At 61.3% G+C, this 26,025-nt stretch carries 27 protein-coding genes; 22 read left to right on the top strand and 5 right to left on the bottom strand.

Translation table 11 applies throughout. The annotated features are described in order from the left end of the window. Positions 1 to 59 precede the first annotated feature (59 nt). The 5 genes from ACO06R_RS14275 (at position 60) to ACO06R_RS14255 (ending at position 4,697) form a co-directional block, all read left to right on the top strand. The gene (locus ACO06R_RS14275; RefSeq protein WP_421851219.1) at positions 60 to 854 is read left to right on the top strand and encodes a YdcF family protein; all 795 of its coding nucleotides are present in this window, start codon (positions 60 to 62) and stop codon (positions 852 to 854) included. Between the two features lie 445 nt (positions 855 to 1,299). Further along, a complete protein-coding gene (locus ACO06R_RS14270; RefSeq protein WP_421851216.1) occupies positions 1,300 to 2,703 on the top strand; it encodes an L-serine ammonia-lyase in 1,404 nt (467 codons plus the stop codon). A gap of 65 nt (positions 2,704 to 2,768) precedes the next feature. Continuing rightward, complete coding sequence (locus tag ACO06R_RS14265; RefSeq protein WP_421851213.1) at positions 2,769 to 3,206, top strand: DUF1489 family protein; 438 nt, start codon at positions 2,769 to 2,771, stop codon at positions 3,204 to 3,206. 4 nt (positions 3,207 to 3,210) lie between these two features. Then, positions 3,211 to 3,993: a VWA domain-containing protein gene (locus ACO06R_RS14260; protein ID WP_421851211.1), complete on the top strand. Its 783-nt coding sequence runs from the start codon at positions 3,211 to 3,213 to the stop codon at positions 3,991 to 3,993. After that, complete coding sequence (locus tag ACO06R_RS14255) at positions 3,990 to 4,697, top strand: DnaJ domain-containing protein (protein ID WP_421851208.1); 708 nt, start codon at positions 3,990 to 3,992, stop codon at positions 4,695 to 4,697. The genes ACO06R_RS14260 and ACO06R_RS14255 overlap by 4 nt, the downstream gene beginning before the upstream one ends. Positions 4,698 to 4,745: 48 nt before the next feature. Here the strand turns inward: ACO06R_RS14255 and ACO06R_RS14250 are convergent, their stop codons facing one another. Beyond that, positions 4,746 to 6,059: a D-alanyl-D-alanine carboxypeptidase gene (locus tag ACO06R_RS14250; RefSeq protein ID WP_421851205.1), complete on the bottom strand. Its 1,314-nt coding sequence runs from the start codon at positions 6,057 to 6,059 to the stop codon at positions 4,746 to 4,748. A gap of 282 nt (positions 6,060 to 6,341) precedes the next feature. Here ACO06R_RS14250 and ACO06R_RS14245 point away from each other — a divergent pair, with 282 nt between their 5' ends. The 5 genes from ACO06R_RS14245 (at position 6,342) to ACO06R_RS14225 (ending at position 10,896) form a co-directional block, all read left to right on the top strand. Beyond that, positions 6,342 to 6,671, top strand: coding sequence for a phasin family protein (locus ACO06R_RS14245; RefSeq protein ID WP_421859419.1), 330 nt, complete (start codon positions 6,342 to 6,344; stop codon positions 6,669 to 6,671). 185 nt (positions 6,672 to 6,856) lie between these two features. Then, positions 6,857 to 7,210 carry an ATP-dependent Clp protease adapter ClpS gene (gene clpS / locus ACO06R_RS14240; RefSeq protein WP_421851202.1) on the top strand — a complete coding sequence of 118 codons (354 nt, stop codon included), beginning with the start codon at positions 6,857 to 6,859 and terminating at the stop codon, positions 7,208 to 7,210. Continuing rightward, complete coding sequence (gene clpA, locus ACO06R_RS14235) at positions 7,210 to 9,699, top strand: ATP-dependent Clp protease ATP-binding subunit ClpA (RefSeq protein ID WP_421851198.1); 2,490 nt, start codon at positions 7,210 to 7,212, stop codon at positions 9,697 to 9,699. The genes clpS and clpA overlap by 1 nt, the downstream gene beginning before the upstream one ends. A 103-nt stretch (positions 9,700 to 9,802) precedes the next feature. Beyond that, positions 9,803 to 10,549 carry an AzlC family ABC transporter permease gene (locus tag ACO06R_RS14230; RefSeq protein WP_421851195.1) on the top strand — a complete coding sequence of 249 codons (747 nt, stop codon included), beginning with the start codon at positions 9,803 to 9,805 and terminating at the stop codon, positions 10,547 to 10,549. Beyond that, the gene (locus tag ACO06R_RS14225) at positions 10,546 to 10,896 is read left to right on the top strand and encodes an AzlD domain-containing protein (RefSeq protein ID WP_421851192.1); all 351 of its coding nucleotides are present in this window, start codon (positions 10,546 to 10,548) and stop codon (positions 10,894 to 10,896) included. Before ACO06R_RS14230 ends, ACO06R_RS14225 begins: the two co-directional genes overlap by 4 nt. On the opposite strand, the gene ACO06R_RS14220 is transcribed toward ACO06R_RS14225, so the two are convergent. The 4 genes from ACO06R_RS14220 to ACO06R_RS14205 are packed head-to-tail and all read right to left on the bottom strand — an operon-like array spanning position 10,893 to position 13,805. Further along, on the bottom strand, positions 10,893 to 11,321 hold the full coding sequence (locus ACO06R_RS14220) for an HIT family protein (RefSeq protein ID WP_421851189.1): 429 nt from the start codon (positions 11,319 to 11,321) through the stop codon (positions 10,893 to 10,895). The genes ACO06R_RS14225 and ACO06R_RS14220 overlap by 4 nt on opposite strands. A gap of 34 nt (positions 11,322 to 11,355) precedes the next feature. Beyond that, the gene (locus tag ACO06R_RS14215) at positions 11,356 to 12,573 is read right to left on the bottom strand and encodes a GNAT family N-acetyltransferase (RefSeq protein ID WP_421851186.1); all 1,218 of its coding nucleotides are present in this window, start codon (positions 12,571 to 12,573) and stop codon (positions 11,356 to 11,358) included. Between the two features lie 43 nt (positions 12,574 to 12,616). After that, entirely contained in the window at positions 12,617 to 13,333 is a 717-nt protein-coding gene (locus ACO06R_RS14210; RefSeq protein ID WP_421851183.1) for a glycerophosphodiester phosphodiesterase family protein, read from the bottom strand. Between the two features lie 4 nt (positions 13,334 to 13,337). Continuing rightward, the gene (locus ACO06R_RS14205) at positions 13,338 to 13,805 is read right to left on the bottom strand and encodes a RidA family protein (protein ID WP_421851180.1); all 468 of its coding nucleotides are present in this window, start codon (positions 13,803 to 13,805) and stop codon (positions 13,338 to 13,340) included. Between the two features lie 114 nt (positions 13,806 to 13,919). On the opposite strand from ACO06R_RS14205, the gene ACO06R_RS14200 reads away from it, so the two are divergent. The 12 genes from ACO06R_RS14200 (at position 13,920) to lpxA (ending at position 26,024) form a co-directional block, all read left to right on the top strand. Beyond that, positions 13,920 to 14,738 carry a cell envelope integrity EipB family protein gene (locus tag ACO06R_RS14200; protein ID WP_421851178.1) on the top strand — a complete coding sequence of 273 codons (819 nt, stop codon included), beginning with the start codon at positions 13,920 to 13,922 and terminating at the stop codon, positions 14,736 to 14,738. Positions 14,739 to 14,916: 178 nt separating this feature from the next. After that, a complete protein-coding gene (rpsB, locus tag ACO06R_RS14195) occupies positions 14,917 to 15,726 on the top strand; it encodes a 30S ribosomal protein S2 (RefSeq protein ID WP_421851175.1) in 810 nt (269 codons plus the stop codon). 141 nt (positions 15,727 to 15,867) lie between these two features. Continuing rightward, the gene (gene tsf / locus ACO06R_RS14190; protein ID WP_421851171.1) at positions 15,868 to 16,782 is read left to right on the top strand and encodes a translation elongation factor Ts; all 915 of its coding nucleotides are present in this window, start codon (positions 15,868 to 15,870) and stop codon (positions 16,780 to 16,782) included. Between the two features lie 112 nt (positions 16,783 to 16,894). Continuing rightward, complete coding sequence (gene pyrH / locus ACO06R_RS14185; protein ID WP_421851167.1) at positions 16,895 to 17,623, top strand: UMP kinase; 729 nt, start codon at positions 16,895 to 16,897, stop codon at positions 17,621 to 17,623. 26 nt (positions 17,624 to 17,649) lie between these two features. Then, positions 17,650 to 18,210, top strand: coding sequence for a ribosome recycling factor (gene frr / locus ACO06R_RS14180; protein ID WP_421851164.1), 561 nt, complete (start codon positions 17,650 to 17,652; stop codon positions 18,208 to 18,210). A 107-nt stretch (positions 18,211 to 18,317) separates the two neighbouring features. Beyond that, positions 18,318 to 19,010: a polyprenyl diphosphate synthase gene (gene uppS / locus ACO06R_RS14175; protein WP_421859417.1), complete on the top strand. Its 693-nt coding sequence runs from the start codon at positions 18,318 to 18,320 to the stop codon at positions 19,008 to 19,010. Beyond that, positions 19,007 to 19,822, top strand: coding sequence for a phosphatidate cytidylyltransferase (locus ACO06R_RS14170; RefSeq protein WP_421851161.1), 816 nt, complete (start codon positions 19,007 to 19,009; stop codon positions 19,820 to 19,822). The genes uppS and ACO06R_RS14170 overlap by 4 nt, the downstream gene beginning before the upstream one ends. Before the next feature lie 77 nt (positions 19,823 to 19,899). Next, complete coding sequence (rseP, locus tag ACO06R_RS14165; RefSeq protein WP_421851158.1) at positions 19,900 to 21,051, top strand: RIP metalloprotease RseP; 1,152 nt, start codon at positions 19,900 to 19,902, stop codon at positions 21,049 to 21,051. Between the two features lie 193 nt (positions 21,052 to 21,244). After that, positions 21,245 to 23,584, top strand: coding sequence for an outer membrane protein assembly factor BamA (gene bamA, locus ACO06R_RS14160; protein WP_421851155.1), 2,340 nt, complete (start codon positions 21,245 to 21,247; stop codon positions 23,582 to 23,584). 51 nt (positions 23,585 to 23,635) lie between these two features. Further along, on the top strand, positions 23,636 to 24,682 hold the full coding sequence (gene lpxD / locus ACO06R_RS14155) for a UDP-3-O-(3-hydroxymyristoyl)glucosamine N-acyltransferase (protein WP_421851152.1): 1,047 nt from the start codon (positions 23,636 to 23,638) through the stop codon (positions 24,680 to 24,682). 20 nt (positions 24,683 to 24,702) lie between these two features. Then, on the top strand, positions 24,703 to 25,182 hold the full coding sequence (gene fabZ, locus ACO06R_RS14150; protein ID WP_421851148.1) for a 3-hydroxyacyl-ACP dehydratase FabZ: 480 nt from the start codon (positions 24,703 to 24,705) through the stop codon (positions 25,180 to 25,182). After that, positions 25,179 to 26,024: an acyl-ACP--UDP-N-acetylglucosamine O-acyltransferase gene (gene lpxA, locus ACO06R_RS14145; protein ID WP_421851145.1), complete on the top strand. Its 846-nt coding sequence runs from the start codon at positions 25,179 to 25,181 to the stop codon at positions 26,022 to 26,024. The genes fabZ and lpxA overlap by 4 nt, the downstream gene beginning before the upstream one ends. Position 26,025 lies beyond the last annotated feature (1 nt).

The raw sequence follows: 26,025 nt of genomic DNA, 5'->3' as shown, positions 1-26,025 counted from the left end.
TTGCCGCTGACGATGCAACGCGCCTAAGACTTGCCGGGGTCCTGAACGGGGTATCGACATTGTTCTTTCTGATTTCCAAGATCGGCTGGTTGGTGATCCAGCCCCTCGGCTTGATCGGGCTCTGCCTCCTGGCCAGTGCGGTCTTCGCCCTGACGGGCTGGCGCATCTGGGCTGTGGCAGCGGCACTGACGGGGTTGGCCATCCTGGTTGCCAGTGCCCAGACCAATCTCGGCCGATTGGCGCTGCAACCGCTGGAGAACCGGTTTCCGCGGCCAAGTGCCGAACCGGCTGCGGAAGACGTCGCCGGCATCATCGTGCTGGGCGGCGCGTTCGACGGCCACGTCACCCGTTTTCGCGGTGGTTTCGAGCTGGGAGAGGCGGGCGACCGGTTCACAGAAGCGGTGCGACTCGCCAAACGGTACGGCGATGCGCCTGTTGTCGTGACGGGCGGCGATGCATCGCTGATCGGCAAGACGGAAGGGGATGCATCGGTTGCGGTGCGCTTCTTCGGGTCGTTTGGCATCGACCGGCGGCGGCTCATTCTGGAGGCGCATTCGCTCAACACCTACGAGAATGCACAATTGACGGCGGCCATGCTTCCCGAAGGGCGAAGCGGGCGGTGGCTGCTGGTGACCTCCGCCTTTCACATGCCGCGTTCGATGGGCGCGTTTCGCTTGTTCGACGTGGCGGTCATGCCCTGGCCGGTGGACTTCCGAACGGGCGGCGAGGAGCGGTTCTCCATCGGGCGTGACGATCCGCTTGATGCGTTTGGCGAACTCAGCCTCGCAATGCGCGAATGGATCGGGTTGCAGGTCTACGGCATGACCGGGCGGATCGCGAGCACCGAGCGGTAACGCGCCTCATGGCGATGGTGGGAGCGGATGAATCGATGTCTCCGGCGCCTCGATTCACAATCATACTTTTTTCCACATCGGCGGCTCCGTTTTGCGATTGCGATGAAGATTAAGAAAGCGTATACGCCCGCCTGCCGAGCAACGCGGGTTGACCGCGGCGGCAATTGAACAGGGGCAATATCCGAATGGATGACGGTATCCAAAAGTCCTGCTGGGGCACGACCGCCTGGGCAGTGGCAGCCTTTGCATGCGTAATGGCACTTATCTATCTGACAGGTATGCCGAGCGGCGCGGACGTCGCCTCGGTCCTGCCGAAATAATCAGAACATTCTGAAGCTTGACCCCGGCGCGCGATGTCGTTTGACGGCTATCGCGCGTCGGGTACCGCATTCGTCGCATTTCGCCCGTTTGATAGGGTTGCGCACGTTTTGTCGGGGAAGAGTTGATGTTTCTGTCCGTTTTCGAGCTCTACAAGGTTGGTATCGGGCCATCGTCTTCGCACACGATGGGGCCTATGTCGGCGGCGGGACGGTTCCTGGCAGAGGTAAGGGACGGCGAATGGCCGCGGCCGGCAGGTGTCGAGGTTGCCGCCTTGTCGGCATCCCTGCACGGATCGCTGGCGTTTACCGGCGTCGGCCATGCTACCGACCGCGCCGTCATCCTGGGTCTCGACGGACACGAGCCGGACAACATCGATCCGGACGAGATCGACGGTATCCTCTCGCGCATCCGGTCGACCAAGACAGTCTCGCCTTCAGGGCATCCCGGTTATCGCTTCGATCCGGATACCGATCTTGCATTCGACCGCAAGACGCCGCTTCCCGGCCACGCCAACGGCATGAGCTTCTCGGCCCATGACAGCGACGGTCATGTGCTGTTGCGCCGTGTCTACTACTCTATTGGCGGCGGTTTCGTCGTGACCGAGGACGAACTGACCCGGCTGAAGGCGGAGACAACGGCCGAGGAACGTCCGAGCGGGGTGCCTTATCCGTTCCGCAACGCGCAGGAAATGCTCGACATGGCGCGCAAGAGCGGTCTTTCGATCGCCCAGATGAAGCGCGCCAACGAGGAGACGTTGCGCGGCCGAGTGGAACTGAACGACGAACTCGACGCGATCTGGGACGCGATGGATGGCTGCATCGAACGCGGCCTGCGCGGCGAAGGAATCATGCCGGGCGGTCTCAAGGTGAAGCGGCGGGCGCGCCAAATTCACGAGCGGCTGCTTGGCGAATGGCAGTCCAACCAGCCGAACCCGATGATCGCCAATGACTGGATGTCCGTCTTTGCGATGGCGGTCAACGAAGAGAATGCGTCGGGCGGCCGCGTCGTCACTGCGCCGACCAATGGCGCGGCAGGCGTGGTGCCCGCTGTGCTGAAATACATGCTCAAGTTCCACGAGATCACCGACCGTGAAGACGTGCGGAACTTCCTGCTCACCTCGGCGGCGATCGGCGGGCTGATCAAGCACAACGCCTCGATTTCCGGCGCCGAGGTCGGCTGCCAGGGCGAGGTCGGAAGCGCGGCGGCGATGGCGGCGGCGGGGTTGGCCGAGGTGCTGGGCGGCACGCCCATGCAGGTGGAGAATGCCGCCGAGATCGCGCTCGAACATCATCTCGGCATGACCTGCGATCCGGTCGGCGGCCTGGTGCAGGTTCCATGTATCGAACGCAACGCGCTTGGCGCGGTCAAGGCGGTGACAGCGGCGTCACTGGCGCTCAAGGGCGACGGAACGCATTTCGTGCCGCTCGATGCCTGTGTGGAAACCATGCGCCAGACAGGGATCGACATGAACGAGCGCTACAAGGAAACCAGCCAGGGCGGCCTTGCCGTCAATGTTGTGGAATGCTGAGCGACAGGCCGGCGACTTCCGCTGCGGCGGCTTGACCTGACACGCCGCCGCCATAAACCCGAAGGATGGCACTGAATATCGTCAAGCTGTGTGTCGGCGTCGACACCGTGGAGGAACTGCGTGGCTATATCGAAACCCGCAGCGCACGCCAGCGTGCAGCTGGCATGACGCCGGAATACTGCCATACGACCAGGATGGTTCCGAAGCGCGCCGACGAGATCGAGGGCGAGGGATCGCTCTACTGGGTGATCAAGGGGCGTATTCAGTGCCGGCAGCGCATCGAGGCCATTCGCCCGTTCGTGGATGGGGAGGGAACGTCGCGCTGCGACATCGTGCTGGAGCCGAAACTCGTCCTTACCCAGTCGCAGCCGCGGCGGCCATTTCAGGGCTGGCGCTATCTGAAGCAGGACGACGCGCCGGCCGATCTGGGCGGCGACGGCGAAGGGCTGGACACGTTGCCCGCCGACATGCGCAGCGAACTGGCAGATCTCGGCTTGATCTGAGACGGTGGCCAGTGCCAGTCTTGGTGCTTGCAAGTCGGTCAGAAAACGCCACATTTTCGCTATGGGCAATTCGATTTCCAAGAAGAACAGTCCGGCGCCGCCTCAGAGCCGATCATCGCGCTCGGAGATTTCGGCTTTTCTTGATGCCGCCAAGGCTGCCGAGAGACCGGGAGGCGGCGCAGGCAGGATCGTGCTGGCGCTCGACGCGACGATGAGCCGCCAACCGACCTGGGATCTGGCTTGCGGCATTCAGGGTCAGATGTTCCAGAGCGTATCCGGTGTCGGGAATCTCCTGATGCAGCTGGTGTATTTTCGCGGTCTCAACGAATGCCGGGCGTCGAAATGGGCGAGCGACGGCGCGTCGCTGGCCGCGATCATGTCGCGGATCGAGTGCCGCGGCGGGCATACCCAGATCCGCAAGGTCCTGAAGCACGCCACAAAGGAACAGGCGCGCGACAGGATCAACGCGCTTGTCTATATCGGTGACGCGATGGAAGAGAGCATCGACGATCTCGTGCAGATGGCCGGTGAACTCGGATTGCGTGGCGTTCCGGTATTCCTGTTTCAGGAAGGCCACGATCCGGTAGCCGAGGCCGCGTTCCGCGAGATCGCGCGGGTTACCAAGGGCGGCTGGTTCCGCTTCGACCGGTCGTCCGCATCGGTTCTTGCAAGATTGTTGTCATCGGTGGCGGTGTATGCGGCGGGCGGCGTGAAGGCGCTGCAGTCGCGCAATTCGCCGTCAGACCGTCTGCTAATTGAGCAGCTTTCCGGCGGAAACGGCAAATGAGTACGTTGATTGTCCTGATCGGCCTGGCTGCCTTTCTCGTGTTGGCGGTGCTTTACTTCATGTCGGCGCCGCCGGCGCGGATCGCCGCCATTCTGCGCGGATCCGGCCCGCTGCTGGTTGCGCTGGCCGGTTTGCTGCTGGCGGTTGCAGGCCGTTTCGGCGCGGGCGCGCCGCTGATCATGCTGGCATTGGCTTGGTGGGGGCGTCAGCGCCGCGCGCAGGCCTATCAGCACACACCGGGCCAACGTTCGACGGTGCGCTCGGCATGGCTGGAGATGGAACTCGATCACGACACGGGCGACATGAACGGACTGGTGCTGGTCGGCCCGTTCGAGGGGCGCGCACTGGACGATCTGAGCGACGCCGAATTGCGGCAACTGGCAATGGCGCTCGCCGATGACCGCGAGAGCGCGGAGTTGCTAGAGGCGTATCTTGACCGCCGATCGCCGGGCTGGCGTGACGACGTGGACCCGGATATTGGCGCGCGGCATTCCGGCCCTTACCACTCGGGCGCCATGACAGAGCAAGAGGCCTACAAGATCCTTGGGCTTGAGCCGGGAGCGACCGTTGCGCAGGTCCGCCAGGCGCATCGTAGCCTGATGCAGCGCGTTCACCCCGATCTCGGGGGCAACGCCTTTTTGGCGCAGCGGGTTAATGAGGCGCGGGACGTTTTGCTGCGTGATCATGCTGATGAAGACCCTTGATACTCTGAACCAAACTCAAGCGTGCATTCGACCGGGTGTCCGGCAGTCTCAGGAATTGTCGTAGGCGAGGCAGGAGTACTTGTACTTCTTCAGCGCCGTGCAGGCCGCCCAGGCTTCCGATTTGGAGCGGAATCCGGCGAACCGGGCGCGGTGATATAACGTCCCGCCCTTGGTGAACTGTTCGATGTACGGGTCGCGGCCGCCGAGAACGGACGCGGCCCTGTTCTGCGCGGTTTGCAGATAGTCGATCGCCTCATTCTCGCTCGGCAACGCGGCGATCTGGATCACCCAGCCGACGCGGCTCGGCGTCGATCCGGTGGAAATCGTGTCGACCGGAACGGACGGACGCGGCACGGCAGCCGCGGCAACCGGAGCAGCAGGCTTCTGCGCTTCGGCGAAAGCAATGGTTTCACGCTGCGCGGGGGCAGGTACGGGAACCTTGTTGGGGGCGAGCGCTGCAACCGTGGTGCCCGGCAGGTCGAAGCGCGTATTGCCGGCGCGCGCGACAAGCTGACCGCGCTTGCGCTTGGAACCCTTGGCGACGTTTGCCGCCAGCAGCTTTTGCATGTGCGCATTGCGCGAGGCGCCGCTCTTGCCGCCCATCACGACAGCGACAATGCTGCGGCCGTTGTCATTGACGGAGGTGACCAGATTGAAGCCGGACGCGCGCGTGTAGCCGGTCTTGATGCCGTCGACGCCGCGAACCTGTCCAAGCAGGCGGTTGTGGTTGCGGAACTGCGCCTTGCCGAACTTGAAACTGCGGGCCTTGAAATAGCGGAACTGCCGCGGGAAATGCTCCTGCAAGGCGATACCAAGCGTGGCCATGTCGCGTGCGGTGGTGATCTGCCGGGAATTCGGCAGGCCGGAGGCGTTGCGGAATGTCGTCTTGGACATGCCAAGCGCGCGCGCCTTTGCCGTCATCATGCGGGCAAAGTTGCTTTCGGTGCCGCCGAGATGCTCGCCGACAGCCGCCGCAACATCATTGGCCGACTTGGTGACGAGGGCGTAGATCGCCTGTTCGGCGGTCAAGCCGCGGCCGGCGGGAATGCCAAGCTTCGACGGCTGCATCGAAGCGGCGTGGCGTGACATGACGATGCGCGTGTTGTTGCGGACCTTGCCTTGCTCCATCGCCTCGAACAGCATGTAGAGCGTCATCATTTTGGTCAGCGAGGCAGGGTAGCGCGGCGAGTCGCCATGGCGGCTGTGCAGGACCTTGCCGCTGTTGGCGTCGATGATGAAGGATGCATATTTCGGATTGGCTTCAGCGGTGCCGGCGATTCCGACCGCGATCATGACCGCCATTACAAAGACTGCGAGAGCTTGCACGAACTGGCTTGCCGGCAGCGACTTGCTGGAAAACACGATGACACACCTACAACTGACAAACGCGGGGCGTCCGCTGGGCGGGCGCGAATGTTCGAAAGCTACCGAAGCGTCGTTACCAAGTGGTTTATGGTGACCAGAAGGTAACCGGGATTCGGCGAAAATGACTCAATTCGTGATCGCAAAGGCGGCGGTTTTCTTGTGCAACGCAGCGATACCCCTTGAAAAATTGTGCAGTGCACACTAAATTAGAGATGTCGGTCCGAACGGGCCGGAAACAGGTAATCCACTCTACCAATCCGCCAAACAGGTGCCGCCATGATGAACACGTTCGAAGACGCCAACAAGATTGGCAAGGAAATGATGGACAACTCGCTGAAGAGCTATGCTGCGATGACGAAGAGTCTGCAGTCGATCGCTTCCGAGGCTTCCGACTACTCCAAGAAGTCCTACGAGCAGAGCACTGCCGCTTTCGAGAAGCTCGCAGCTGCCAAGACCCTGGAAGCCGCCATGGAAGTCCAGACCGAATACGCCAAGACGACCTATGAGGCTTTCGTTGCCGAAGCCACCAAGATGAGCGAACTTTTCGCCGACATGGCCAAGGAAGCCTACAAGCCGTATGAAACGGCGGTTGCCAACGCCACGAAGTAAGGCGAACCATCGGTTCAGAACCCCATCGGGCCCGCGTGAGCGATCACGCGGGCCTTTTGTTTTCGGGGTGCTTGGAAACAATCGCTTGCGCGGTCTCCCGCGGGGCTTAAAATCCAGAGTCGGCATACTAAGTAACGGAGAAGATGCCCATCCCGGGTACGCTGCGACATCCACACAGGGCAACAATGATCGTAACGCCGGCACACATGCAGTCCGAAGACGGACAGGACGACGAGGGCAAGGGTCGCGGCACTGCCGTCATTACGCGCACCAAGCCCAAGGTCAAAAAACCGAGTCTCTATCGCGTGCTTTTGCTGAACGACGATTACACGCCGATGGAGTTCGTGGTTCATGTGCTCGAACGGTTCTTCCAGAAAGACCGTGAGCAGGCGACGCGGATCATGCTGCATGTGCACAACCACGGCGTCGGCGAGTGCGGCATCTACACCTACGAGGTGGCTGAAACGAAAGTGACCCAGGTCATGGATTTCGCCCGCCAGAACCAGCACCCGCTGCAATGCGTGATGGAGAAGAAGTAATGCCGACCTTTACCGCAAGTCTCGAAAAGTCGCTCCATCAGGCACTGACCTATGCAAACGAGCGCGAGCACGAATACGCCACGCTGGAGCATCTGCTGCTGGCGCTGATGGACGATCAGGATGCGAAGGCGGTCATGGACGCCTGCAGTGTCGATGTCGAAGCGCTGCGCAAGACCGTTCTCGAATATGTCGACACCGAACTGGAAAACCTCGTCACCGGCTATGACGAGGACGCCAAACCGACCGCCGGTTTCCAGCGCGTCATTCAGCGCGCGGTTATTCACGTGCAGTCGTCCGGCCGCGAGGAAGTGACCGGCGCGAATGTGCTGGTCGCGATCTTCGCGGAGCGGGAAAGCCATGCAGCCTATTTCCTGCAGGAGCAGGACATGACGCGGTACGACGCGGTCAACTACATCGCGCATGGTATCGCCAAACGCCCCGGCGCGTCGGTGGCGCGGCCGGCAGAAGGCTCCGAGGAGCATGGCGGTTCGGATAGCGGCGCAGGCGACACTGAAGACGGCAAGAAGAAAGCACAAGACGCCTTGTCGGCCTATTGCGTCAACCTCAACGAGAAGGCGCGCATCGGCAAGATCGACCCGCTGATCGGCCGCACAGCGGAGATCAACCGCACGATCCAGATCCTGTGCCGTCGCTCCAAGAACAATCCGCTTTATGTCGGCGATCCCGGCGTCGGCAAGACCGCCATTGCCGAAGGGCTGGCCAAGCGCATCGTGGAAGCCGACGTGCCCGACGTATTGAAGACCTCGACGATCTTCTCGCTCGACATGGGCGCGTTGCTGGCCGGTACGCGTTATCGCGGCGACTTCGAGGAACGGCTCAAGCAGGTGGTCAAGGAACTCGAGGATTTCGAGGGCGCGGTGCTGTTCATCGACGAGATCCATACGGTGATTGGCGCTGGGGCGACTTCGGGCGGGGCGATGGACGCCTCGAACCTTTTGAAGCCCGCCTTGTCGACCGGCGCGATCCGTTGCATCGGATCGACCACCTACAAGGAATACCGGCAGTTCTTCGAAAAGGACCGCGCGCTGGTGCGCCGTTTCCAGAAGATCGACGTCAACGAGCCGACGCTGGAAGACGCCATCGAGATCATGAAGGGCCTGAAGCCTTATTTCGAGGACTTCCACAAGATCAAGTACTCCGACGACGCGATCAAATCGGCGGTCGAGCTTTCTGCACGCTACATCAACGACCGCAAGCTACCCGACAAGGCCATTGATGTTGTCGACGAGACCGGCGCCAGCCAGATGCTGCTGCCGGAGGCGAAGCGGAAAAAGTCCATTGGCGTGAAAGAGATCGAGGAAACGATCGCCACGATGGCGCGCATTCCGCCGAAGACGGTCTCCAAGAATGACGAGGAAGTGCTCGCCAATCTGGAGAAGGAGCTGAAGCGCGTCGTTTACGGGCAGGACCTTGCCATTGAGTCGCTGGCTTCGGCGATCAAGCTGGCGCGCGCCGGCCTGCGCGAGCCGGAGAAGCCGATCGGCGCCTATCTGTTCTCGGGCCCGACGGGTGTCGGCAAGACCGAAGTGGCGCGCCAGCTTGCGGCGTCGCTTGGCGTCGAACTGCTGCGTTTCGACATGTCGGAATACATGGAACGTCACACAGTCTCGCGCCTGATCGGCGCACCGCCCGGCTATGTCGGCTTCGACCAGGGCGGGCTGTTGACCGATGGGGTCGACCAGCATCCGCACTGCGTGTTGCTGCTCGACGAGATCGAGAAGGCGCATCCGGACCTGTTCAATATCCTGTTGCAGGTGATGGACCATGGCAAGCTGACCGACAACAACGGCAAGCAGATCGACTTCCGCAACACGATCATCATCATGACGACGAATGCCGGTGCCTCGGAGATGGCAAAGAATGCCATCGGCTTCGGCAGTTCTAAGCGCGAAGGCGACGATGTGGAGGCGATCAACCGCCTGTTCTCGCCGGAGTTCCGCAACCGTCTCGACTCGATCGTGCCGTTCGGGCCGCTGCCGGTGCCGGTCATCCATCGCGTGGTCGAGAAGTTCGTCATGCAGCTCGAAGCCCAGCTTTCGGATCGTGGTGTCATCTTCGACCTGTCGAAGGAGGCTATCGGCTGGCTTGCCGACAAGGGCTATGACGAGAAGATGGGTGCGCGTCCGCTCGGCCGCGTGATCCAGGAGCACATCAAGAAGCCGTTGGCCGAGGAAGTGCTGTTCGGCAAGCTCAAGAAGGGCGGAACGGTCAAGGTCACCGTCGAGAAGGACGAATTTGGCGAAGAGAAGCTGAAGCTCGAGTCGCTGGCCGAGGAGCCGCGCGAGAAGCCGAAAAAGAAGACGGCGCGCAAGACACCGGCCAACAAGGCATCGGCCGGCAAGACGACGGCCAAGAAGCCGACGCCGCCGGCAAAGGCCAACGCCGCGCCGGACGAGGGCGGCGACGAAGAGCCGCCGGCAGCCAAGTCGAAGCCATCGGTTCCCAAGGTGCCGCGCAAGGGTTCCTGACCACCCGCTGGCAATCTGATCGGGCGCGGGCGGCGATCCGGCCGCCCGCGCTCGTCCACCGGACAATCTCGCAAATCAACCTCAACCGTGTTAGCGGCGTTGCATGGCAAGTCAGATCGAGCGTCCTGACATCGGCAGCCCTGCGCTCTGGTTCGCGCGCGGCATGGCGAACATCATCTCACTGCCGGCGCTGTTCCTGATGGGGGCATTCGTCGGTTTCGCCGGTTTCGCAAAGGAAAGCGGCATCGAGATGCAACATGCCGTTTTCATGACGTTTTTCGTTTGGGCTCTGCCCGCGAAGGTGGTCCTGGTGGCTGCGGTCAATGCCGGTCAGGCGCTGGTGCCGACATTCCTCGCGGTGACACTGTCATCGGCACGGCTGATGCCGATGGTGACGACCTTCGTGCCGGAAGTCCGCGGGCCGAAATCCCGTACCGCGACGTTGCTTATCCTGTCGCATTTCGTCGCCGTGACCGCATGGGTCGTCGCCATGGAGCGCATGCGCCGTGCGCCGCCGGAGCGGCGGACAGTCTATTTCGCCGGGTTTGCCGTCACGCTGACCACGCTGAATGCGACGATCGTGGCGCTGGTCTACATAACATCGGCAGCGCTTCCGGCGCTCGTGCTGGGCGCATTGTTCTTCCTGACGCCGATCTATTTCCTGACATCGTTGTGGGCGACGGCGCGCGACCACATCGTCAAGATCGCGATGCTAACGGGCATGGCGCTCAGTCCGGTCTTTCACCTTGTCGCACCGGAGTTCGACCTGCTGCTTGCCGGCCTGATCGGCGGTGTCGCCGCGTTTGCCATCGGCTCTTTCTGGAAACCGTCCGGAACGCCCTCGCAATGACGTATCAGAGCTTCGATTTCTGGTGGTGGCCCTATCTGTTCATCCTGATCGCAGGCTGGTTGGCGACCGACATTTGGCGGTTCGCCGGTGTCCTGCTGGGGCGCAGGCTGGACGAGACATCGCAGGCTTTCATATTCGTGCGCGCTGTGGCCACATCGCTCGTAGCCGCCGTGATCGCCAAGCTGGTGCTGTTTCCAACCGGCGCGCTTGCCGAAAGCACGATGGGTTTGCGCGCGGCGAGCGCCGCGTTGGGCTTTCTGGCGTTTCTTGCCGCCGGACAGCGTGTCGCTGTCGGCGTCGGCGTGTCGCTGTCCCTGCTGGTGGCGGGAATGCTGCTCGGCTTCTAGGCTGTCAGCGCCTGGCGGATCTTCTCCGCATTGGCGGCGAGCACATCCTGGTCTTCCATATCGCCGGTATGCGGCCGCAGCTTGATCCCGTCGAAACGCGGGATGATGTGGACATGCAGGTGAAAGACGATTTGGCCGCCGGCCGGTTCGTTGAACTGCTGGATGGTCACGCCATCGGCTGAAAACGCGGCCATGACCGCGCGCGACAGTTTCTGGACCGTAGCGGAGACGTGGGCGAGAACAACCGGTTCGGCGTCGAGAATGTTGCGCGCCGGGCTTTTCGGGATCACCAGGCAGTGGCCGTCGCCGCGCGGCATGATGTCCATGAAAGCGAAGGTGTGGTCGTCCTCATAGAGCTTGTGCGACGGAATTTCGCCGCGCAGGATCTTCGCAAAGACGTTGTCGTTGTCGTAGGCTTCGCTCATCGCGGTCTCCCTGTTTCCCGATACGCTCCGATGCTCACTCTTGCTTTTTGAACGGCGCGTGGTCCCGCAAGACTTCGCCGAAGCGTTCGATATCACTGCGTTCGTGTTCGAGGTAGTCCGATATGGCGCGCCGGAAGCCGGGATGGGGAATATAATGCGCGGAGTGCGTGGTGACCGGCAGATAGCCCCGGGCGAGCTTGTGCTCGCCTTGCGCGCCGGCCTCGACAAAGCGCAGCTTGTTGGCGATGGCGAAATCAATGGCCTGGTAGTAGCAGATCTCGAAATGCAGGCAGGGATGGTCTTCGACGCATCCCCAGTGCCGTCCGTAAAGCGTGTCGCCGCCGATAAAGTTGATCGCCCCGGCAACATAGCGGCCGTCGCGCCTGGCCATAACGAGCAGGATGTCGTCGGCCATCTCTTCGGCAACGAGCGAGAAGAACTGCCGGTTGAGGTAGGGTCGGCCCCATTTGCGGCTGCCGGTGTCCATGTAGAATTCGTAGAAGGCGTCCAGCGCCGCCTCGCCGATCGCCGGGCCGGTGAGCCACTCGATTGAGATGCCGTTTTCCGTGGCGGTGCGCCGCTCGCGGCGGATGTTCTTGCGCTTGCGCGAGGCGAGCGTGTCGAGAAAAACGTCGAAACTCTCGAAGCCGTTGTTCTCGAAGTGAAATTGCTGATCAGTCCGGCGCAGGTAGTCGGCTTCGGCGAAGGCGGCCATGTCGGTTTCGGTGGCGAAGGTGACATGGGCCGAAGACACGCCAAGCTTGTCGGCCAGGGTCTTGAGCCCGCCGGCAAGCGCCTGGCGCGCCGCATTCGCATCGATGCGGTCGGATGCCAGCAGGCGCGGTCCGGTCGCGGGCGTGAACGGCACGGAGCATTGCAGCTTGGGGTAGTAACGCCCGCCTGCGCGCTCATAGGCGTCGGCCCAGCCATGGTCGAAGACATACTCGCCCTGGCTGTGCGATTTCAGATAGCAGGGCAGGGCAGCGAGCGCATGTCCTGCCGCGTCTTCGAGGATCAGGTGCTGGCCGAGCCAGCCGGTGTCGGCAACCGCGCAGCCCGAGATTTCCAGCGCAGTGAGGAAGGCGTGGGAAATGAACGGATTGTAGACCGCCGGACCGCCATTGCGGGACGCGCCGGTCATGCGGTCCCAATCCTGGCGAGCCACATCGGCAAGGCTTTCGCGCACCCGAATGACATAGCTGTCATCGACCGCCGCGCCCAAGCGTGTCCGTTCCTGCGTTTGCCGCGTCATGCGAGGTGAGATACCGCGTGTTGCACAGCAAACAAGATAGGCATCATAAGTCCGGATCGAAACCCTCGAAGGTCATCTGATCGGCATGCGTGCGTGTCGCGGCGATGTCTTCCTCGGTGCGCACGGTCCAACTGATCACCGGCAGGCGCCGGCTTTCGCGAACATGGGCGACGAAGGGGTTGGGCAACGCCTTCACGTGATAGGACAGAAAGGCGATGTCGTAGGCGAACGCCTCTTCGTGGCCTTCCAACGCCTTGGTGCCAATGCCTTCGGCGGTCAGGCCGAGAGGCGCCGGCGCGCCGGTCTGGCGCCATGCCGCCAACAGCGAGTGTGCAAAGGACATGACGGCGACAGGTCCGTCATAGCCTTCCAACGCACGCGCGGTGGCCTGCGCCAGTTCCGGGCTGTGGCCGGGATTGCTCTTCATCTCGAGCACCAGAGCGACCCGGCCGTCGACGAGGTCCAGCAGATCGGGAAGCGAGGGAATGCGCTCCTGCGTGTCGCCAAGTTTCAGCGCGAAGAGTTCGGCTGAGTCGCGGGCTGCGACCGGCCCTGTTTCGCTGGTTAGCCGCTCGAGCGTCTTGTCGTGAAACACGATCGCTTCGCCGTCGGCGGACAGTTGCAGGTCCACCTCGATGGAGAAGTTGGCGTCGACGGCGGCTTGCGCCGCGGCCAGCGAATTCTCGTAGCGTACGCGATTGCCGTCGTGCAGCCCGCGATGCGCGATCGGCCGCGCGGTCAGAAAATCGATGTCGGGCACAGTGTCAGTCCTTGATCTGAATAACGGCCTCGATTTCCACCGGTGCATTGAGCGGCAATGACGCCATGCCAACCGCAGCGCGGGCGTGGCGGCCCGCATCGCCGAGTATGTCGACCAGGAAATCGGACGCGCCGTTTGCGACGAGGTGCTGTTCGGTGAAATCGGGCGCGGATGCGACAAAAACCGAGATCTTGACGATGCGCTCGATGCGCGAAAGCTCGTCGAGCGCCGTCTTGGCCTGCGCAAGGATGTTGACGGCGCACCATTTTGCGGCCTCGCGGCCTTCCTCGACGCCGAGATCGCGCCCCAGCAAGCCGCGACCGATCAGCGAGCCGTCGCGCAGTGGCAGCTGTCCGGATGTGTAGAGGGTCGAGCCGGTTATGACCGCAGGAACGTAGTTTGCGGCCGGTGCGGCCGCTTCAGGCAGTTCCACGCCGGCTTCCCGCAGGCGCTGCTCGATAGTCGATGTCATCTGATTACCCATGCATATTTGTGGATCGTGGATCGGATTGACGGTCGTCATGCAACTTTTGCCTCGCTTCCGCCATGAGAAAAATGTAATCGCGGCAAGAAACAGGACCACGATATGACACGCATCTTCATGCGCAGTGTGTTGGGCGCGGCTGTTTGTGTCGCTGCATTGTCGACGCAGCCTGCGGCCGCCCAGAAACTGGCGCCACATCGCGCCGTCTACGATATCGATCTGGATGAAGCGTCCGATCGCTCCGGGATCATCGGGATGAAAGGCCGCATCGTGTACGAGTTCCAGGGCTCGCGATGCGACGGATATACAACCAACTATCGTTTTGTGTCGCGCATCCGCTCAAGCAGCGGCGACCGACTGACAGATCAGCAGACATCGACATACGAGGATGGCGAGGGTGAAACCTTCCGCTTCGTGACCAAGACCTTCGTGGACGAAAGGCTCGATCGCGAGCTTTCGGGTTCAGCTTCGCTGGAGGACGATTCGCTTGTCGTGGAGTTGCGAAAACCGGAGCCTACAGAGTTGGTCCTGGAAACAGCGCTGTTTCCGACAGCGCATATCAACGACCTGCTGGCGCGTGCCGATGCTGGCGAAACCGTCTATGAGAAGCGGATTTTCGACGGATCCGACGATGGCGACAAGACCATGACGACGACAGTCGTGCTCGGACCGGAAAAGACGGGCACCGACGGTGACGCGGAAAACGCCGGGCCCTTGCGCGACAATCCGTTCCGCAATGTGTCGATTTCATACTTCGATGAAAGCAGCGAGACGGATGGCGAGATGCTTCCGGAATACGCGATCTCGTTCAAGCTGTACCGGAACGGCGTGACCCGGGATCTCGTCATGGATTACGGCGATTTCAGCCTGACCGGAGAACTGGCGACGCTGGAGCTGTTCCCGTTGGAAGACTGCCAGTAAGGCGAAGCCCGTTACGACAGCGATTGCCGCGGCGCACTTGCATTAGGCGTCGCGATGCGTTATCGCGCGCGCATTCCACACACGAAGTTTGGTTTGTCGCGGGAGAAATCCGCGCGGACCACCGGTGGCGGGAAACCGCTTTTCGCTTCGTGGAGGTTCAACCGGAAAGGAAAACGAAATGGCCTTGCCTGAATTCAGCATGCGCCAGCTCCTGGAAGCTGGCGTTCACTTCGGACACCAGACACACCGCTGGAATCCGAAAATGTCGCGCTACATCTTCGGTGCGCGCAACAACATTCACATCATCGACCTGTCGCAAACGGTGCCGCTGCTGCACCAGGCGCTGAAAGTCGTCTCCGACACCGTCGCCGGCGGCGGCCGTGTGCTGTTTGTCGGCACCAAGCGCCAGGCTTCGGAAATCGTCGCCGACGCTGCTGGCCGTTCGGCCCAGTATTACGTCAATGCGCGCTGGCTCGGCGGCATGCTGACCAACTGGAAGACGATCTCCAACTCGATTCAGCGGCTTCGCAAGGTCGACGAGATCCTTTCCGCTGAGGCGCAGGGCTTCACCAAGAAGGAACGCCTGAACCTGGATCGCGAGCGCGAGAAACTCGACCGCGCGCTGGGTGGCATCAAGGACATGGGCGGCACGCCCGACCTGATGGTCGTGATCGACACCAACAAGGAATCGATTGCGATCCAGGAAGCCAAGCGTCTGGGTATCCCGGTCGTCGCCATCGTAGACAGCAACTGCGATCCGGATGTGGTCGACTACCCGATCCCCGGCAACGACGACGCCGCTCGTGCAATTGCGCTCTATTGCGATCTCATCTCTCGCGCCGCAATCGACGGTATCGCCCGCCAGCAGGGCGCGGCCGGTGTCGATATCGGCGCGTCCGAGGAAGGTCCGGTCGAGGAAGTTCTCGCCGAAGCAGCCGAAGCGGCTCCGGAAGCGGGCGCAGCCGAAGAAGCGGGCGCACAAGCCTGACCGATTGGGGCTGTGTGGCGCAAACCAGCCGCGCGGTCATCATACCGTTACATGAATCGGCGCAGGGCATGCTGATTGCCCCGCGCGCAATTTTGCCGGACCGGCCGGTCCGGCCATGCCGTATATGAATGAGGCTAACCGATGAGCATTTCCGCATCTCTCGTAAAACAACTCCGCGACATGACCGGCGCGGGCATGATGGACTGCAAAACCGCGCTGACCGAAACGGGCGGCGACTTGGAGGCTGCGGTCGACTGGCTGCGCAAGAAGGGTATCGCCAAGGCCGACAAGAAGTCGGGCCGTACCGCGGCCGAGGGTCTGGTCGGCGTTGCCGCCAACGAAAGCGGCGCGGTTGTTGTGGAAGTCAACGCAGAGACCGATTTTGTCGCGCGTAACGACGCGTTTCAGGATCTCGTTCGCAACGTGGCGTCCGTGGCACTTGGTACCGATGGAACTGTCGAAGCGGTTAGTGCCGCTGCGTATCCCGGTGTCGACAAGTCGATCGCCGATGCGATCACCGATGCCGTTGCTACCATTGGCGAGAACATGACCCTGCGCCGTTCGGCCCGCCTCGATGGCACTGTCGCGACCTATGTTCACAACTCTGTCGCTGACGGGCTCGGCAAGCTGGGTGTCCTGGTCTCCATCGAAACCGAAGGCGACAAGGACGCGGCGCGGGCAATCGGCCGCCAGATCGCCATGCATGTTGCGGCCACGAACCCGATGGCGCTGGATGTCGACGATCTCGACGCGGCCGCCGTGGAACGTGAGCGTTCGATCTTCTCCGATCAGGCGCGAGCTTCCGGCAAGCCGGACAACATCATCGAGAAGATGGTCGAAGGCCGGTTGCGCAAGTTCTATGAGGAAGTCTGCCTGGTGAAGCAGGCCTTCGTGATCAATCCGGATCTGACCGTGGAAAAGGCGCTGGCAGAAGCCGAGAAGGATATCGGCGCGCCTGCCAAGATTGGTGCTTTCGTCCGCTTCGCACTTGGCGAAGGGATCGAAAAGGAAGAGTCGGATTTCGCCGCCGAGGTTGCTGCCGCGGCGAAAGGCTGACGTACCGCTGCGTCAACTTCAGGATTTATTGTTCGACAAGTCGGGCACCGCGTGACAACGCGGTGCCCGTCATGTATCCGGTCTCAAATTCCTCTGCATCGGTCACATCTGCATGTCCGTATATCCGACCTTCAAACGCGTTCTGCTCAAAGTCTCCGGTGAAGCCCTGATGGGCAATCAGGGCTTCGGTATCGATGTCGAGGTGGCCGACCGGATCGCCGGCGACATCAAGGATGCCGTCGACATGGGCGTCCAAGTCGCTGTGGTGATTGGCGGAGGCAATATCTTCCGCGGCGTCGCGGTTGCCTCGAAGGGCGGTGACCGTGTGACCGGCGACCACATGGGCATGCTGGCAACCGTCATCAATTCGTTGGCTTTGCGCACGTCGCTCGTCAAGAAGGGTGTCGACGCCGTCGTTCTTTCCGCCATCGCCATGCCGCAGTTGTGCGAAAGCTTTTCGCAACGAAAGGCGATGTGGAACATCGAACAGGGCCGGGTTGTCATCTGTGCGGGCGGGACGGGAAATCCATACTTCACGACCGACTCGGCAGCCGCGCTGCGGGCCGCCGAGATCGGCGCCGATGCGCTGTTCAAGGGAACGCAGGTCGACGGCATCTACTCTGCCGATCCGATGACGGACGCGGATGCGGTTCGCTTTGACCGGCTGACCCATGACGAAGTGATCGCGCGCGGCCTGTCGATAATGGACGTCGCTGCCGTAGCGTTGACGCGGGAGAATCAAATACCCATTGTTGTCTTCTCGATTCACGAGCGGGGCGGCTTCCAGCAAATCCTGAAAGGTGCTGGAAGATCGACGCTCGTGACCGAAAAGCAGGCGTAAACGGGCTGCGAAAGGAAACAAGAACAATGAGCCAGCAATTCGACTTCGCCGACCTGAGGCGCCGCATGGACGGTGCGATCCACGCATTCCAGGGCGACTTGGCAGGCTTGCGCACGGGCCGGGCTTCACCGAGCCTGCTCGATCCGATCCTGGTTGATGCCTACGGTTCTCAAATGCCGATCAATCAAGTCGCCAACATTACCGTGCCCGAGCCGCGCATGCTGTCGGTTTCGGTCTGGGACAAATCGATGGTTGGCGCTGTTGAAAAGGCAATCCGCGATTCGACGCTTGGTCTCAATCCGATGACCGACGGCACGAATGTGCGCGTGCCGCTGCCGGAACTGAACGAGGAACGCCGGCGTGAACTCGCTAAGATTGCCCACCAATATGCCGAAAACGCACGGATTGCGGCCCGGCATGTCCGCCGCGATGGAATGGATACGCTGAAGCGGTTGGAAAAGGACGGCGAACTGGGCCAGGACGACAGCCGCTCCAAATCCGATGATGTGCAGAAACTGACCGACGAGACGATCTCGCAGATCGACGCGCTTCTCGCGGACAAGGAACAGGAAATCATGCACGTGTAATGGGCGCCGGTCGAATGGCGGCCAGCGACCGCACCAACGGAGAGCCGCCATTGGCAGGCGAAGACGAGAACCGCGAGGACTGTATTCCGCGCCATGTCGGGATCATCATGGACGGCAACGGCCGGTGGGCGGCGTCACGCGGTATGCCTCGGTCATATGGGCACAAGGCGGGCGTAGAGGCGGTTCGCCGCGCGGTTCGTGCCGCCGGCGAGGCCGGGATTCGGTATCTGACGGTATACGCGTTCTCTTCGGAGAACTGGTCGCGTCCTGCTGACGAAGTCCGTGATCTTATGGGGCTGATGAAATTCTTCGTCACCCGCGATCTGGCCGAACTTTGCGCCAACAATGTCCATATTCGCGTCATCGGAGACCGTAGCGGCCTGTCGCAGGATATCCTTGGGCTGATCGAGACGGCAGAGAGCCGGTCGCGCGAGAACACGGGTCTGAAACTGAACATTGCCTTCAACTACGGCTCGCGCGACGAGATCACTCGCGCCGTGGGCCGACTGGTGGAAAGGCAAGTCGCGGCCGGTGCGCAGGCAGCGCCGATTACGGAGGCGGATATTTCCGCGCAACTCGACACGGCGGAGACGCCGGATCCGGATCTGGTCATTCGGACCAGCGGTGAAATGCGTCTTTCCAACTTCCTGTTGTGGCAGGCCGCCTATGCGGAGTTCGTTTTTCTTCCATGCATGTGGCCGGATTTCGACAGTCAGTGGTTACGCACCGCTCTGGACGAATATGCCTCTCGGACGCGCCGGTTCGGCGGCGTAACCGCGGCCAAAGACATCGCGCTATGAACGATCTGCAGATACGGGCGATCACGGGGATCGTCCTGGCTGTGCTGGTGCTCGGCGCGACGCTTGCCGGTGGCTGGATGTTCTCGGTGTTTGCAGCGGCGGTTGCCATGGTCGTTTGGAGCGAGTGGATGGACATCACCTGCCCGAACAGCGACGACCGGCTGCGGCTGCTGGGCTATGTGTTGCTCGGTGCGATCTTCGTTCTCTCCCTGTTTTCTTCGGACGAGCAACTGGTCCTGGGCGGTGCTGCGCTTCTTGCGGCAGCGGTCATCACCGTGCGATCGATCTCTTCGTTGCGCTGGCCGTCGGCTGGGCTGGTGTATGCCGGCGGGACGGTCATCGCATTGATATGCCTGAGAAACTCACCTGCACCGTGGTCCGGCTTAACGGCGATCCTGTTCCTTTATGCGACGGTCTGGGCGACCGATATCGGCGCCTACTTCGCGGGTCGCGCAATTGGCGGGCCGAAGATCGCGCGCCCAATTTCGCCAAACAAGACCTGGGCCGGCTCTGTCGGTGGCGCGACGTCGGCTGTGGTGGCCGGCATTGTCGTGTTCTATTTCGCCGGCTTGCAGAATTATGGCGTGGCGGCCGCGTTGGCGGCGACACTGTCGGTCGTTTCGCAAGCGGGTGACTTTTTCGAATCCTGGATCAAGCGCCGACACGGATTGAAAGATTCCAGCCGTATCCTTCCGGGGCATGGCGGCGTGATGGATCGCGTTGACGGATTGGTGTTCGCGGCCTTGGCTCTATGGTTGCTTGGCGTCGCGTGGGCTGGCATAGCCGATCCGGCGTCGGCTTTTTTTCGCTGACAGATGCGGACATCTCCGGCCTTGTTGCCGCCTGAATTCTAGACGAACTGAAACATGCTTAACCACGGTGATTGCCCATGCTGGATTTCCTGACCGGATTGTTTGCGGCCAACGGCTTCCTGTTCGGCGTACTCGTGCCGTTCCTGTTCGTGCTTTTGATCGTGGTTTTCATCCATGAACTCGGCCACTACCTCGTCGGGCGCTGGTGCGGGATCGGCGCCGAGGTCTTTTCGGTCGGGTTCGGTCCGGAAATCATCGGCTTTACCGACCGGCGCGGAACGCGTTGGCGGCTTTCGGCCATACCGCTCGGCGGTTACGTTCGTTTCGTCGGCGACATGAATGTCGCCTCGGTGCCCGACCGGCACGCCGATGACGATTTGAGCGAAGAAAAACGGGCGGTGGCGTTTCATCACAAGTCGGTTGGCCGCCGTGCTGCTACGGTGTTTGCTGGTCCGGCTGCCAACTTCCTCCTCGCCATCGTGCTGTTTGCGATGATTTTCTCGGCCTTCGGACGGGGTATTGCGGACCCGGTGGTCTCCGATCTTCGCCCCGGCGGCGCCGCCGAGGCGGCCGGACTGTTGCCGGGCGACCGGATCGTCAGCCTCGACGGCAACGCGATCACCCAGTTCAGCGATATCCAGCGCTACGTGTCGGTGCGGGCGGGTGTGCCCATTGATGTCGAAGTCGATCGCGGCGGGGCGTTGGAGCGGTTCACGCTGGTGCCCGAGCGGTTGGAAATCGAGGACCGATTCGGCAACAAGATCGAACAGGGTGTCATCGGCGTGATCAACGACCGGGCCACCGGCGGTTATCGTATCGAGCGATACGGGATCGGCGAATCCCTTGTGCTGGCGACGGCCGAGACCTGGTTCGTCGTGCAGCGTACGGGCAGCTATATCGGCGGGGTTGTTACCGGGCGCGAAAACGCCAACCAGATCGGCGGCCCGATTCGTGTGGCGCAGGTGTCCGGACAGGTGGCGACGCTTGGCATCGTCGCGCTGTTGAACCTTGCCGCGATTCTTTCCGTTTCAATCGGCCTGTTGAATCTGCTTCCGGTTCCGGTCCTGGACGGGGGACACCTGTTGTTTTACCTGTTCGAGGCGATCCGGGGGCGGCCCGTTCCTGAAAAGATGCAGGAGTTTGGCTATGGAATCGGCGTGGTGCTGATCGTCGGACTGATGGTGTTTGCGACCTGGAACGATATTACAATGCTGTTTGACCGCAGTTAGGGCACGTTTTCGGCCGCATTTTCCTTCCGGCATGTGTGCAAGCCGTGACGATTTTGCCACGCTCGGCAGCTTCTTGGAAGTTTTTCACAACAGCCCTTGCGCATGAAAACAAAGACTGTAATACGGTTAAATCAATGGTTTATTGTCGATACCCGGTTTGGGGGACGGACGCGGGAACAGGGGAACGAGCCCAATGAAGCCGGTGCGTTATTTTCTAAGTTCTGTTTCTGCGGCGGCCCTGGCGCTAGCGCCCGCCATCGGGGGTGCCGCTGCCGTTTCGATTGTAGCTATTTCGGTTGCTGAAGCGGCTGTTGTTCGCTCTATCTCGGTATCGGGAAACACGCGTATGACGTCGGCGACCATCGCCGATATCATCGACTATGAGGCCGGCCGAAACTTCACCGATGGGGATCGCGACGAGGCGGTCAAGCGCCTATTTGCGACCGGCATGTTCTCCAATGCACGCGTCACCGTGTCCGGATCGACGCTCGTCGTCCAGGTGTGGGAAAACTCGATCATCAACCAGGTGGTCTTCCGCGGCAATCGCAAGCAGAAAGACGATCGTCTGAAGGCGGTGGTCGAATCGCAGCCTCGCGGTGCCTTCGATCAGGCGACGCTCGACGGCGATGTCGAAGCGATTATCGAATCCTACAGCCGCATCGGGCGTAACGACGTCACGGTCAGCACTGAGGTGGTTGATCTGGGTGAGGGCCGCGTAAATGTGGTGTTCCAGATCCAGGAAGGCGGCCGTTCCAAAATCGCCGAGATCAACATCGTTGGTAACAATGCGTTCAGCGACCGGCGCCTCTACAGCGTGCTTTCGACGAAGCGGTCCAATCCGCTTTCCTGGCTGACGCGCAACGATATCTATGACGATCAACGGCTGGCCGCCGACGAAGAACGTTTGCGCCGCTTCTATTTCAATCACGGTTATGCGGATTTCCGGATCCTGTCTTCCGAAGGCTCCATCGATCCGAACACCGGCAATGTCGTCATTTCGATCACGATCGACGAGGGCGAGCGCTACGCGTTCGGCAATATCGAAATCGACAGCACGATTTCGGGCGTGAGCGCCGAAGACCTGCGTTCGACAGTTGCGGTGCGCACCGGCGCGACTTACAGCGCGAAGGATGTCGAGAAGAGCCTGATCGCAATGTCGGAACGGCTTGCCGAGGCCGGGTTCCCCTTTGCGGAAGTGACACCGATTGGTGACCGCAATTTCGCTACCGGATCGATCGACGTGCGTTTCGTTGTCGACCAGGGCCAGCGGGCGTTTATCGAGCGAATCGAGATTGTCGGCAATACGCGTTCACGCGACTACATCATCCGGCGCGAGTTCGATCTGGCCGAAGGCGATGCATTCAACCAGATCATGCTGCGCCGTGCGCAGAAGCGGCTTGAAGCGCTCGACTTCTTCGAGACGGTCAACATCACGACGCGTCCCGGCTCCGCACCGGACCGGGTTGTCATCGTCGTCAATGCTGTGGACAAGTCGACTGGTGAGTTCGGTATCGGTGCCGGTTATACGACAGACACGACCGGTTCGGGCGGCGTGACGTTTGAGGCCAGCATCTCGGAGCGGAACTTCCTCGGCCGGGGCCAGGCGCTGCGTGTCGGTGCAGGCGGTAGCCAGGACAGCCGTACCTTCAATATCAGTTTCACCGAGCCGTATTTCCTCGGTTATCGATTGGCAGTGACCACGAGAGGTTACCGTCGAACGACCGACTATACCGGTTATGATGTTGCGACGACCGGCGGCTCGGTGGGCATCGGCTTGCCGATCACCGAGGAGCTGTCCGCGAACGTGTCCTATCAGTTCTCGGTTGAAGAGACGGATATCACCAATGCAGCGACGGCGCCGCAGGCGATTCAGGACGAGGTTGGCCCGAGTGGGAGTTCAAGCTGGACGAAGTCGGCCGTGGTCTATGGTGTGACGTTCAATTCGATTGACGATACCCAGGATCCGCATTCCGGTGTTTATCTGCGTGGCCAGCAGGAAGTTGCGGGTCTGGGCGGCGATGCAAAGCATCTTTCCTCGACCTTTTCGGGTCGCTACTACAAGACATTGTCCGACGAAGCTGATCTGGTCGGCAGCGTTCGCGTCGGCGGCGGTCATATCACCGGTCTCGGTCAGGATGTGCGCACAGTTGACCATTTCCGGATCGGACCGAGCCAGATTCGCGGGTTTGCTCAAAACGGCATTGGCCCGACACAGGGTTTGGGAACAGGTATAGGCGAACAGATCGGTGGCAAGACGTACTTCCATGCGTCTGCCGAAGCGCAATTCCCGCTTCCGGCGTTGCCCGAGGATCTTGGCCTCAAAGGCGCGGTGTTTGCTGATACAGCAACGCTGTTCGGGCATGACAATGTCGATGCCGTCAACACCGATATGGCATGGCGCGCATCTGCCGGTGTCAGCTTGATCTGGCATTCGCCGTTCGCTCCGATCCGCTTCGATTACGCTATACCGTTCGCTAAAGAAGACTCGGACGAGGAACAGCGGTTCAACTTCACGGTCTCGACCGCGTTCTGATCCTGCGGCCCGGCCGCGTGTCGGGCCTTTATTGGCGTGAAGGTTTCAGCAGTGGGATTTCTTGAAGCCCGGGCCGATCTGACGCCTGCCGGTATCGCAACAGATTTTGGTGGTGTGCTTTCCGGCGGTAGTGCGCAGGCTCGCATCGAGTGCCTGTCGTCGCTGCATTCAGCACAAGCGGGTTCTCTCGTTTTCATTCAGCCTAAGGCAAAACTCGATGACGCGTCCCGTCTGGGCGGAGTTGCGGCAATCCTCTGCTCTGACGGCGATGTTGAAAACCTGCCGGAAGCGCCGGCGAAGATTGTCGTCGACAATCCCCATCGGGTGTTCGCCGCGGTTGCACGGCGTCTTTATCCTGACAGTCTTGGGCCAGCCAGCGTTTCGGCGTCCGATGGTTACGATCCGCAGTTCGACGGCGCGTTCGTGTCCCGCCTGGCAGTGGTCGAGACCGGCGCCATCATCGAGGCGGGTGCCGCAGTCGGCGATCACGCATCCATCGGCCGCGAAACGCGCGTCGGCGCCAATGCAGTCATAGCCGATCACTGCCAGATCGGGCGTGGCTGCCGGATCGGTGCGAATGCCAGCATCCAATACTCGCTGATCGGCAATGAAGTGATCGTGTTTTCCGGTGTCGTGATCGGTTCGGATGGCTTCGGTTTCCTGCCGGGCCCATCCGGACTGGAGAAGATCCCGCAGATCGGGCGGGTCATCATCCAGGATCGGGTCGAAATCGGGGCCGGATCGACCATCGACCGTGGCGCGCTCGACGATACCGTCATCGGCGAAGGCACAAAGATCGACAACCTGGTGCAGATCGCGCACAACGTCGTTATCGGCCGGCATTGTGTGATTGCCGCGCACGGTGGCATATCCGGCAGCGTGACCGTGGGCGATGCGTGCATGTTTGGCGGACGGGTCGGGATCGCGGATCATCTGAAGATCGGCTCCGGCGTACAAATCGCCGCAGGCAGCGGTGTGATGAACGATATTCCGGATGGCGAGCGGTGGGCCGGGTTGCCTGCGCAGCCATTCAAGGAATTCTTTCGCGAGATGGCGGCATTGCGAAAACTTGTGCGCGCCGATAAGAAGCGCAGCTAACATCAAGAACAGGCGGGTCAATGACCGTTAGCGAAACCTCGGATACCACACTGGAAGCCCTCGAACTTGTCGAGATTCTCAAACTTCTGCCGCATCGCTATCCGTTTCTGCTGATCGATAGGATTGTCGAGATCGACGGCGACCGGTCCGCCATCGGCATCAAGAATGTCACCGCAAACGAGCCGCAGTTCCAAGGACACTTTCCCGGGCAACCGATCATGCCAGGCGTGCTGATGATCGAAGGCATGGCCCAGACGGCGGGTGCCATCGGTATACACAATGCCGGAATGGAAACGCCGGCCATCGTCTATTTTATGACCATCGACAACGCCAAATTCCGCCGGCCCGTCGTACCCGGCGACGTACTGGAGTATCATGTGACGCTGATGAAAAAACGCGGCATGATTTGCCGGTATGCCTGTGTCGCGAAAGTCGGGGACGAGAAGGTCGCCGAAGCCGAACTGTCAGCGATGTTGTCGGCGGAGGGTGCCAAGAAATGACATTGGCGCATCCTGCAACCGGAATTCACGTTCATCCGACGGCTCTTGTCGAGACCGGAGCCGAGTTCGGGGCTGGCGTCATCGTTGGGCCGTTTTGTCATGTCGGACCGAATGTGAAGCTTGGCGCGAATGTCGAGTTGATGAGCCACTGTGTCGTGACCGGCGATACGACGCTTGAAGACAATGTGCGTGTGTTTCCGCATGCCGTGTTGGGCGGTGAACCCCAAAACCTAGCCTATAAGGGCGAGCGGACCACCTTGCGGGTCGGCAAGAACACGGTGATCCGCGAAGGCGTAACGATGCATCTGGGCACGGGCAATGCGCTTGGCGAAACCGTGGTTGGCGAGAACTGCATGTTTCTGGCCTATTCGCATGTGGCGCATGATTGCATCATTGGCGACCATGTCACCTTTGCCAACAACGTCATGATCGGCGGGCACACCCGAATCGACGATCGCGTGATCGTTGGTGGTGGTGCGGCGATCCACCAGTTCTGTCACATCGGCCACCACGCGTTTATCGGTGGCATGGCCGGTGTCGAGCACGATGTCATTCCTTTCGGGCTGGTGATGGGAAACAGGGCGCATCTGGCGGGACTCAATCTGGTCGGAATGAAACGCTCCGGCATGGCCAGGGACGACATCAACGCATTGCGACACGGATTCAAAAAGCTGTTTGCCGACAATGGCGTGTCTTTGCGCGAGAATGCAGCAAAGCTTGCCGAGGACAGCGGTGAGAGTTCGGCCGTACGCGACATCGCGATGTTCGTGCTCACCGACAGTAAGCGCAAATTCACGACTCCGGCAAAACGGAGCCGGGACGATGCCGCTGGCATCGAATGAG

Source organism: Oricola sp., from assembly GCF_965230365.1.
Taxonomy (GTDB): Bacteria; Pseudomonadota; Alphaproteobacteria; order Rhizobiales; family Rhizobiaceae; genus Oricola.
The sequence above is the reverse complement of the archived record's forward strand: the minus strand, read 5'-3'. Positions and strand labels throughout refer to the sequence as shown.

What these genes read in the sequence shown, in the direction of transcription:
- ACO06R_RS14270 (WP_421851216.1), top strand. Translation starts at nt 1,300, where the DNA reads ATGTTTCTGTCCGTTTTCGAGCTCTACAAGGTTGGTATCGGGCCATCG.
- ACO06R_RS14265 (WP_421851213.1), top strand. Translation starts at nt 2,769, where the DNA reads ATGGCACTGAATATCGTCAAGCTGTGTGTCGGCGTCGACACCGTGGAG.
- ACO06R_RS14255 (WP_421851208.1), top strand. Translation starts at nt 3,990, where the DNA reads ATGAGTACGTTGATTGTCCTGATCGGCCTGGCTGCCTTTCTCGTGTTG.
- ACO06R_RS14245 (WP_421859419.1), top strand. Translation starts at nt 6,342, where the DNA reads ATGAACACGTTCGAAGACGCCAACAAGATTGGCAAGGAAATGATGGAC.
- clpS (WP_421851202.1), top strand. Translation starts at nt 6,857, where the DNA reads ATGATCGTAACGCCGGCACACATGCAGTCCGAAGACGGACAGGACGAC.
- clpA (WP_421851198.1), top strand. Translation starts at nt 7,210, where the DNA reads ATGCCGACCTTTACCGCAAGTCTCGAAAAGTCGCTCCATCAGGCACTG.
- ACO06R_RS14230 (WP_421851195.1), top strand. Translation starts at nt 9,803, where the DNA reads ATGGCAAGTCAGATCGAGCGTCCTGACATCGGCAGCCCTGCGCTCTGG.
- ACO06R_RS14225 (WP_421851192.1), top strand. Translation starts at nt 10,546, where the DNA reads ATGACGTATCAGAGCTTCGATTTCTGGTGGTGGCCCTATCTGTTCATC.
- ACO06R_RS14220 (WP_421851189.1), bottom strand. Translation starts at nt 11,321, where the DNA reads ATGAGCGAAGCCTACGACAACGACAACGTCTTTGCGAAGATCCTGCGC.
- ACO06R_RS14215 (WP_421851186.1), bottom strand. Translation starts at nt 12,573, where the DNA reads ATGACGCGGCAAACGCAGGAACGGACACGCTTGGGCGCGGCGGTCGAT.
- ACO06R_RS14205 (WP_421851180.1), bottom strand. Translation starts at nt 13,805, where the DNA reads ATGACATCGACTATCGAGCAGCGCCTGCGGGAAGCCGGCGTGGAACTG.
- ACO06R_RS14200 (WP_421851178.1), top strand. Translation starts at nt 13,920, where the DNA reads ATGACACGCATCTTCATGCGCAGTGTGTTGGGCGCGGCTGTTTGTGTC.
- rpsB (WP_421851175.1), top strand. Translation starts at nt 14,917, where the DNA reads ATGGCCTTGCCTGAATTCAGCATGCGCCAGCTCCTGGAAGCTGGCGTT.
- tsf (WP_421851171.1), top strand. Translation starts at nt 15,868, where the DNA reads ATGAGCATTTCCGCATCTCTCGTAAAACAACTCCGCGACATGACCGGC.
- pyrH (WP_421851167.1), top strand. Translation starts at nt 16,895, where the DNA reads ATGTCCGTATATCCGACCTTCAAACGCGTTCTGCTCAAAGTCTCCGGT.
- frr (WP_421851164.1), top strand. Translation starts at nt 17,650, where the DNA reads ATGAGCCAGCAATTCGACTTCGCCGACCTGAGGCGCCGCATGGACGGT.
- uppS (WP_421859417.1), top strand. Translation starts at nt 18,318, where the DNA reads ATGGACGGCAACGGCCGGTGGGCGGCGTCACGCGGTATGCCTCGGTCA.
- ACO06R_RS14170 (WP_421851161.1), top strand. Translation starts at nt 19,007, where the DNA reads ATGAACGATCTGCAGATACGGGCGATCACGGGGATCGTCCTGGCTGTG.
- rseP (WP_421851158.1), top strand. Translation starts at nt 19,900, where the DNA reads ATGCTGGATTTCCTGACCGGATTGTTTGCGGCCAACGGCTTCCTGTTC.
- bamA (WP_421851155.1), top strand. Translation starts at nt 21,245, where the DNA reads ATGAAGCCGGTGCGTTATTTTCTAAGTTCTGTTTCTGCGGCGGCCCTG.
- fabZ (WP_421851148.1), top strand. Translation starts at nt 24,703, where the DNA reads ATGACCGTTAGCGAAACCTCGGATACCACACTGGAAGCCCTCGAACTT.
- lpxA (WP_421851145.1), top strand. Translation starts at nt 25,179, where the DNA reads ATGACATTGGCGCATCCTGCAACCGGAATTCACGTTCATCCGACGGCT.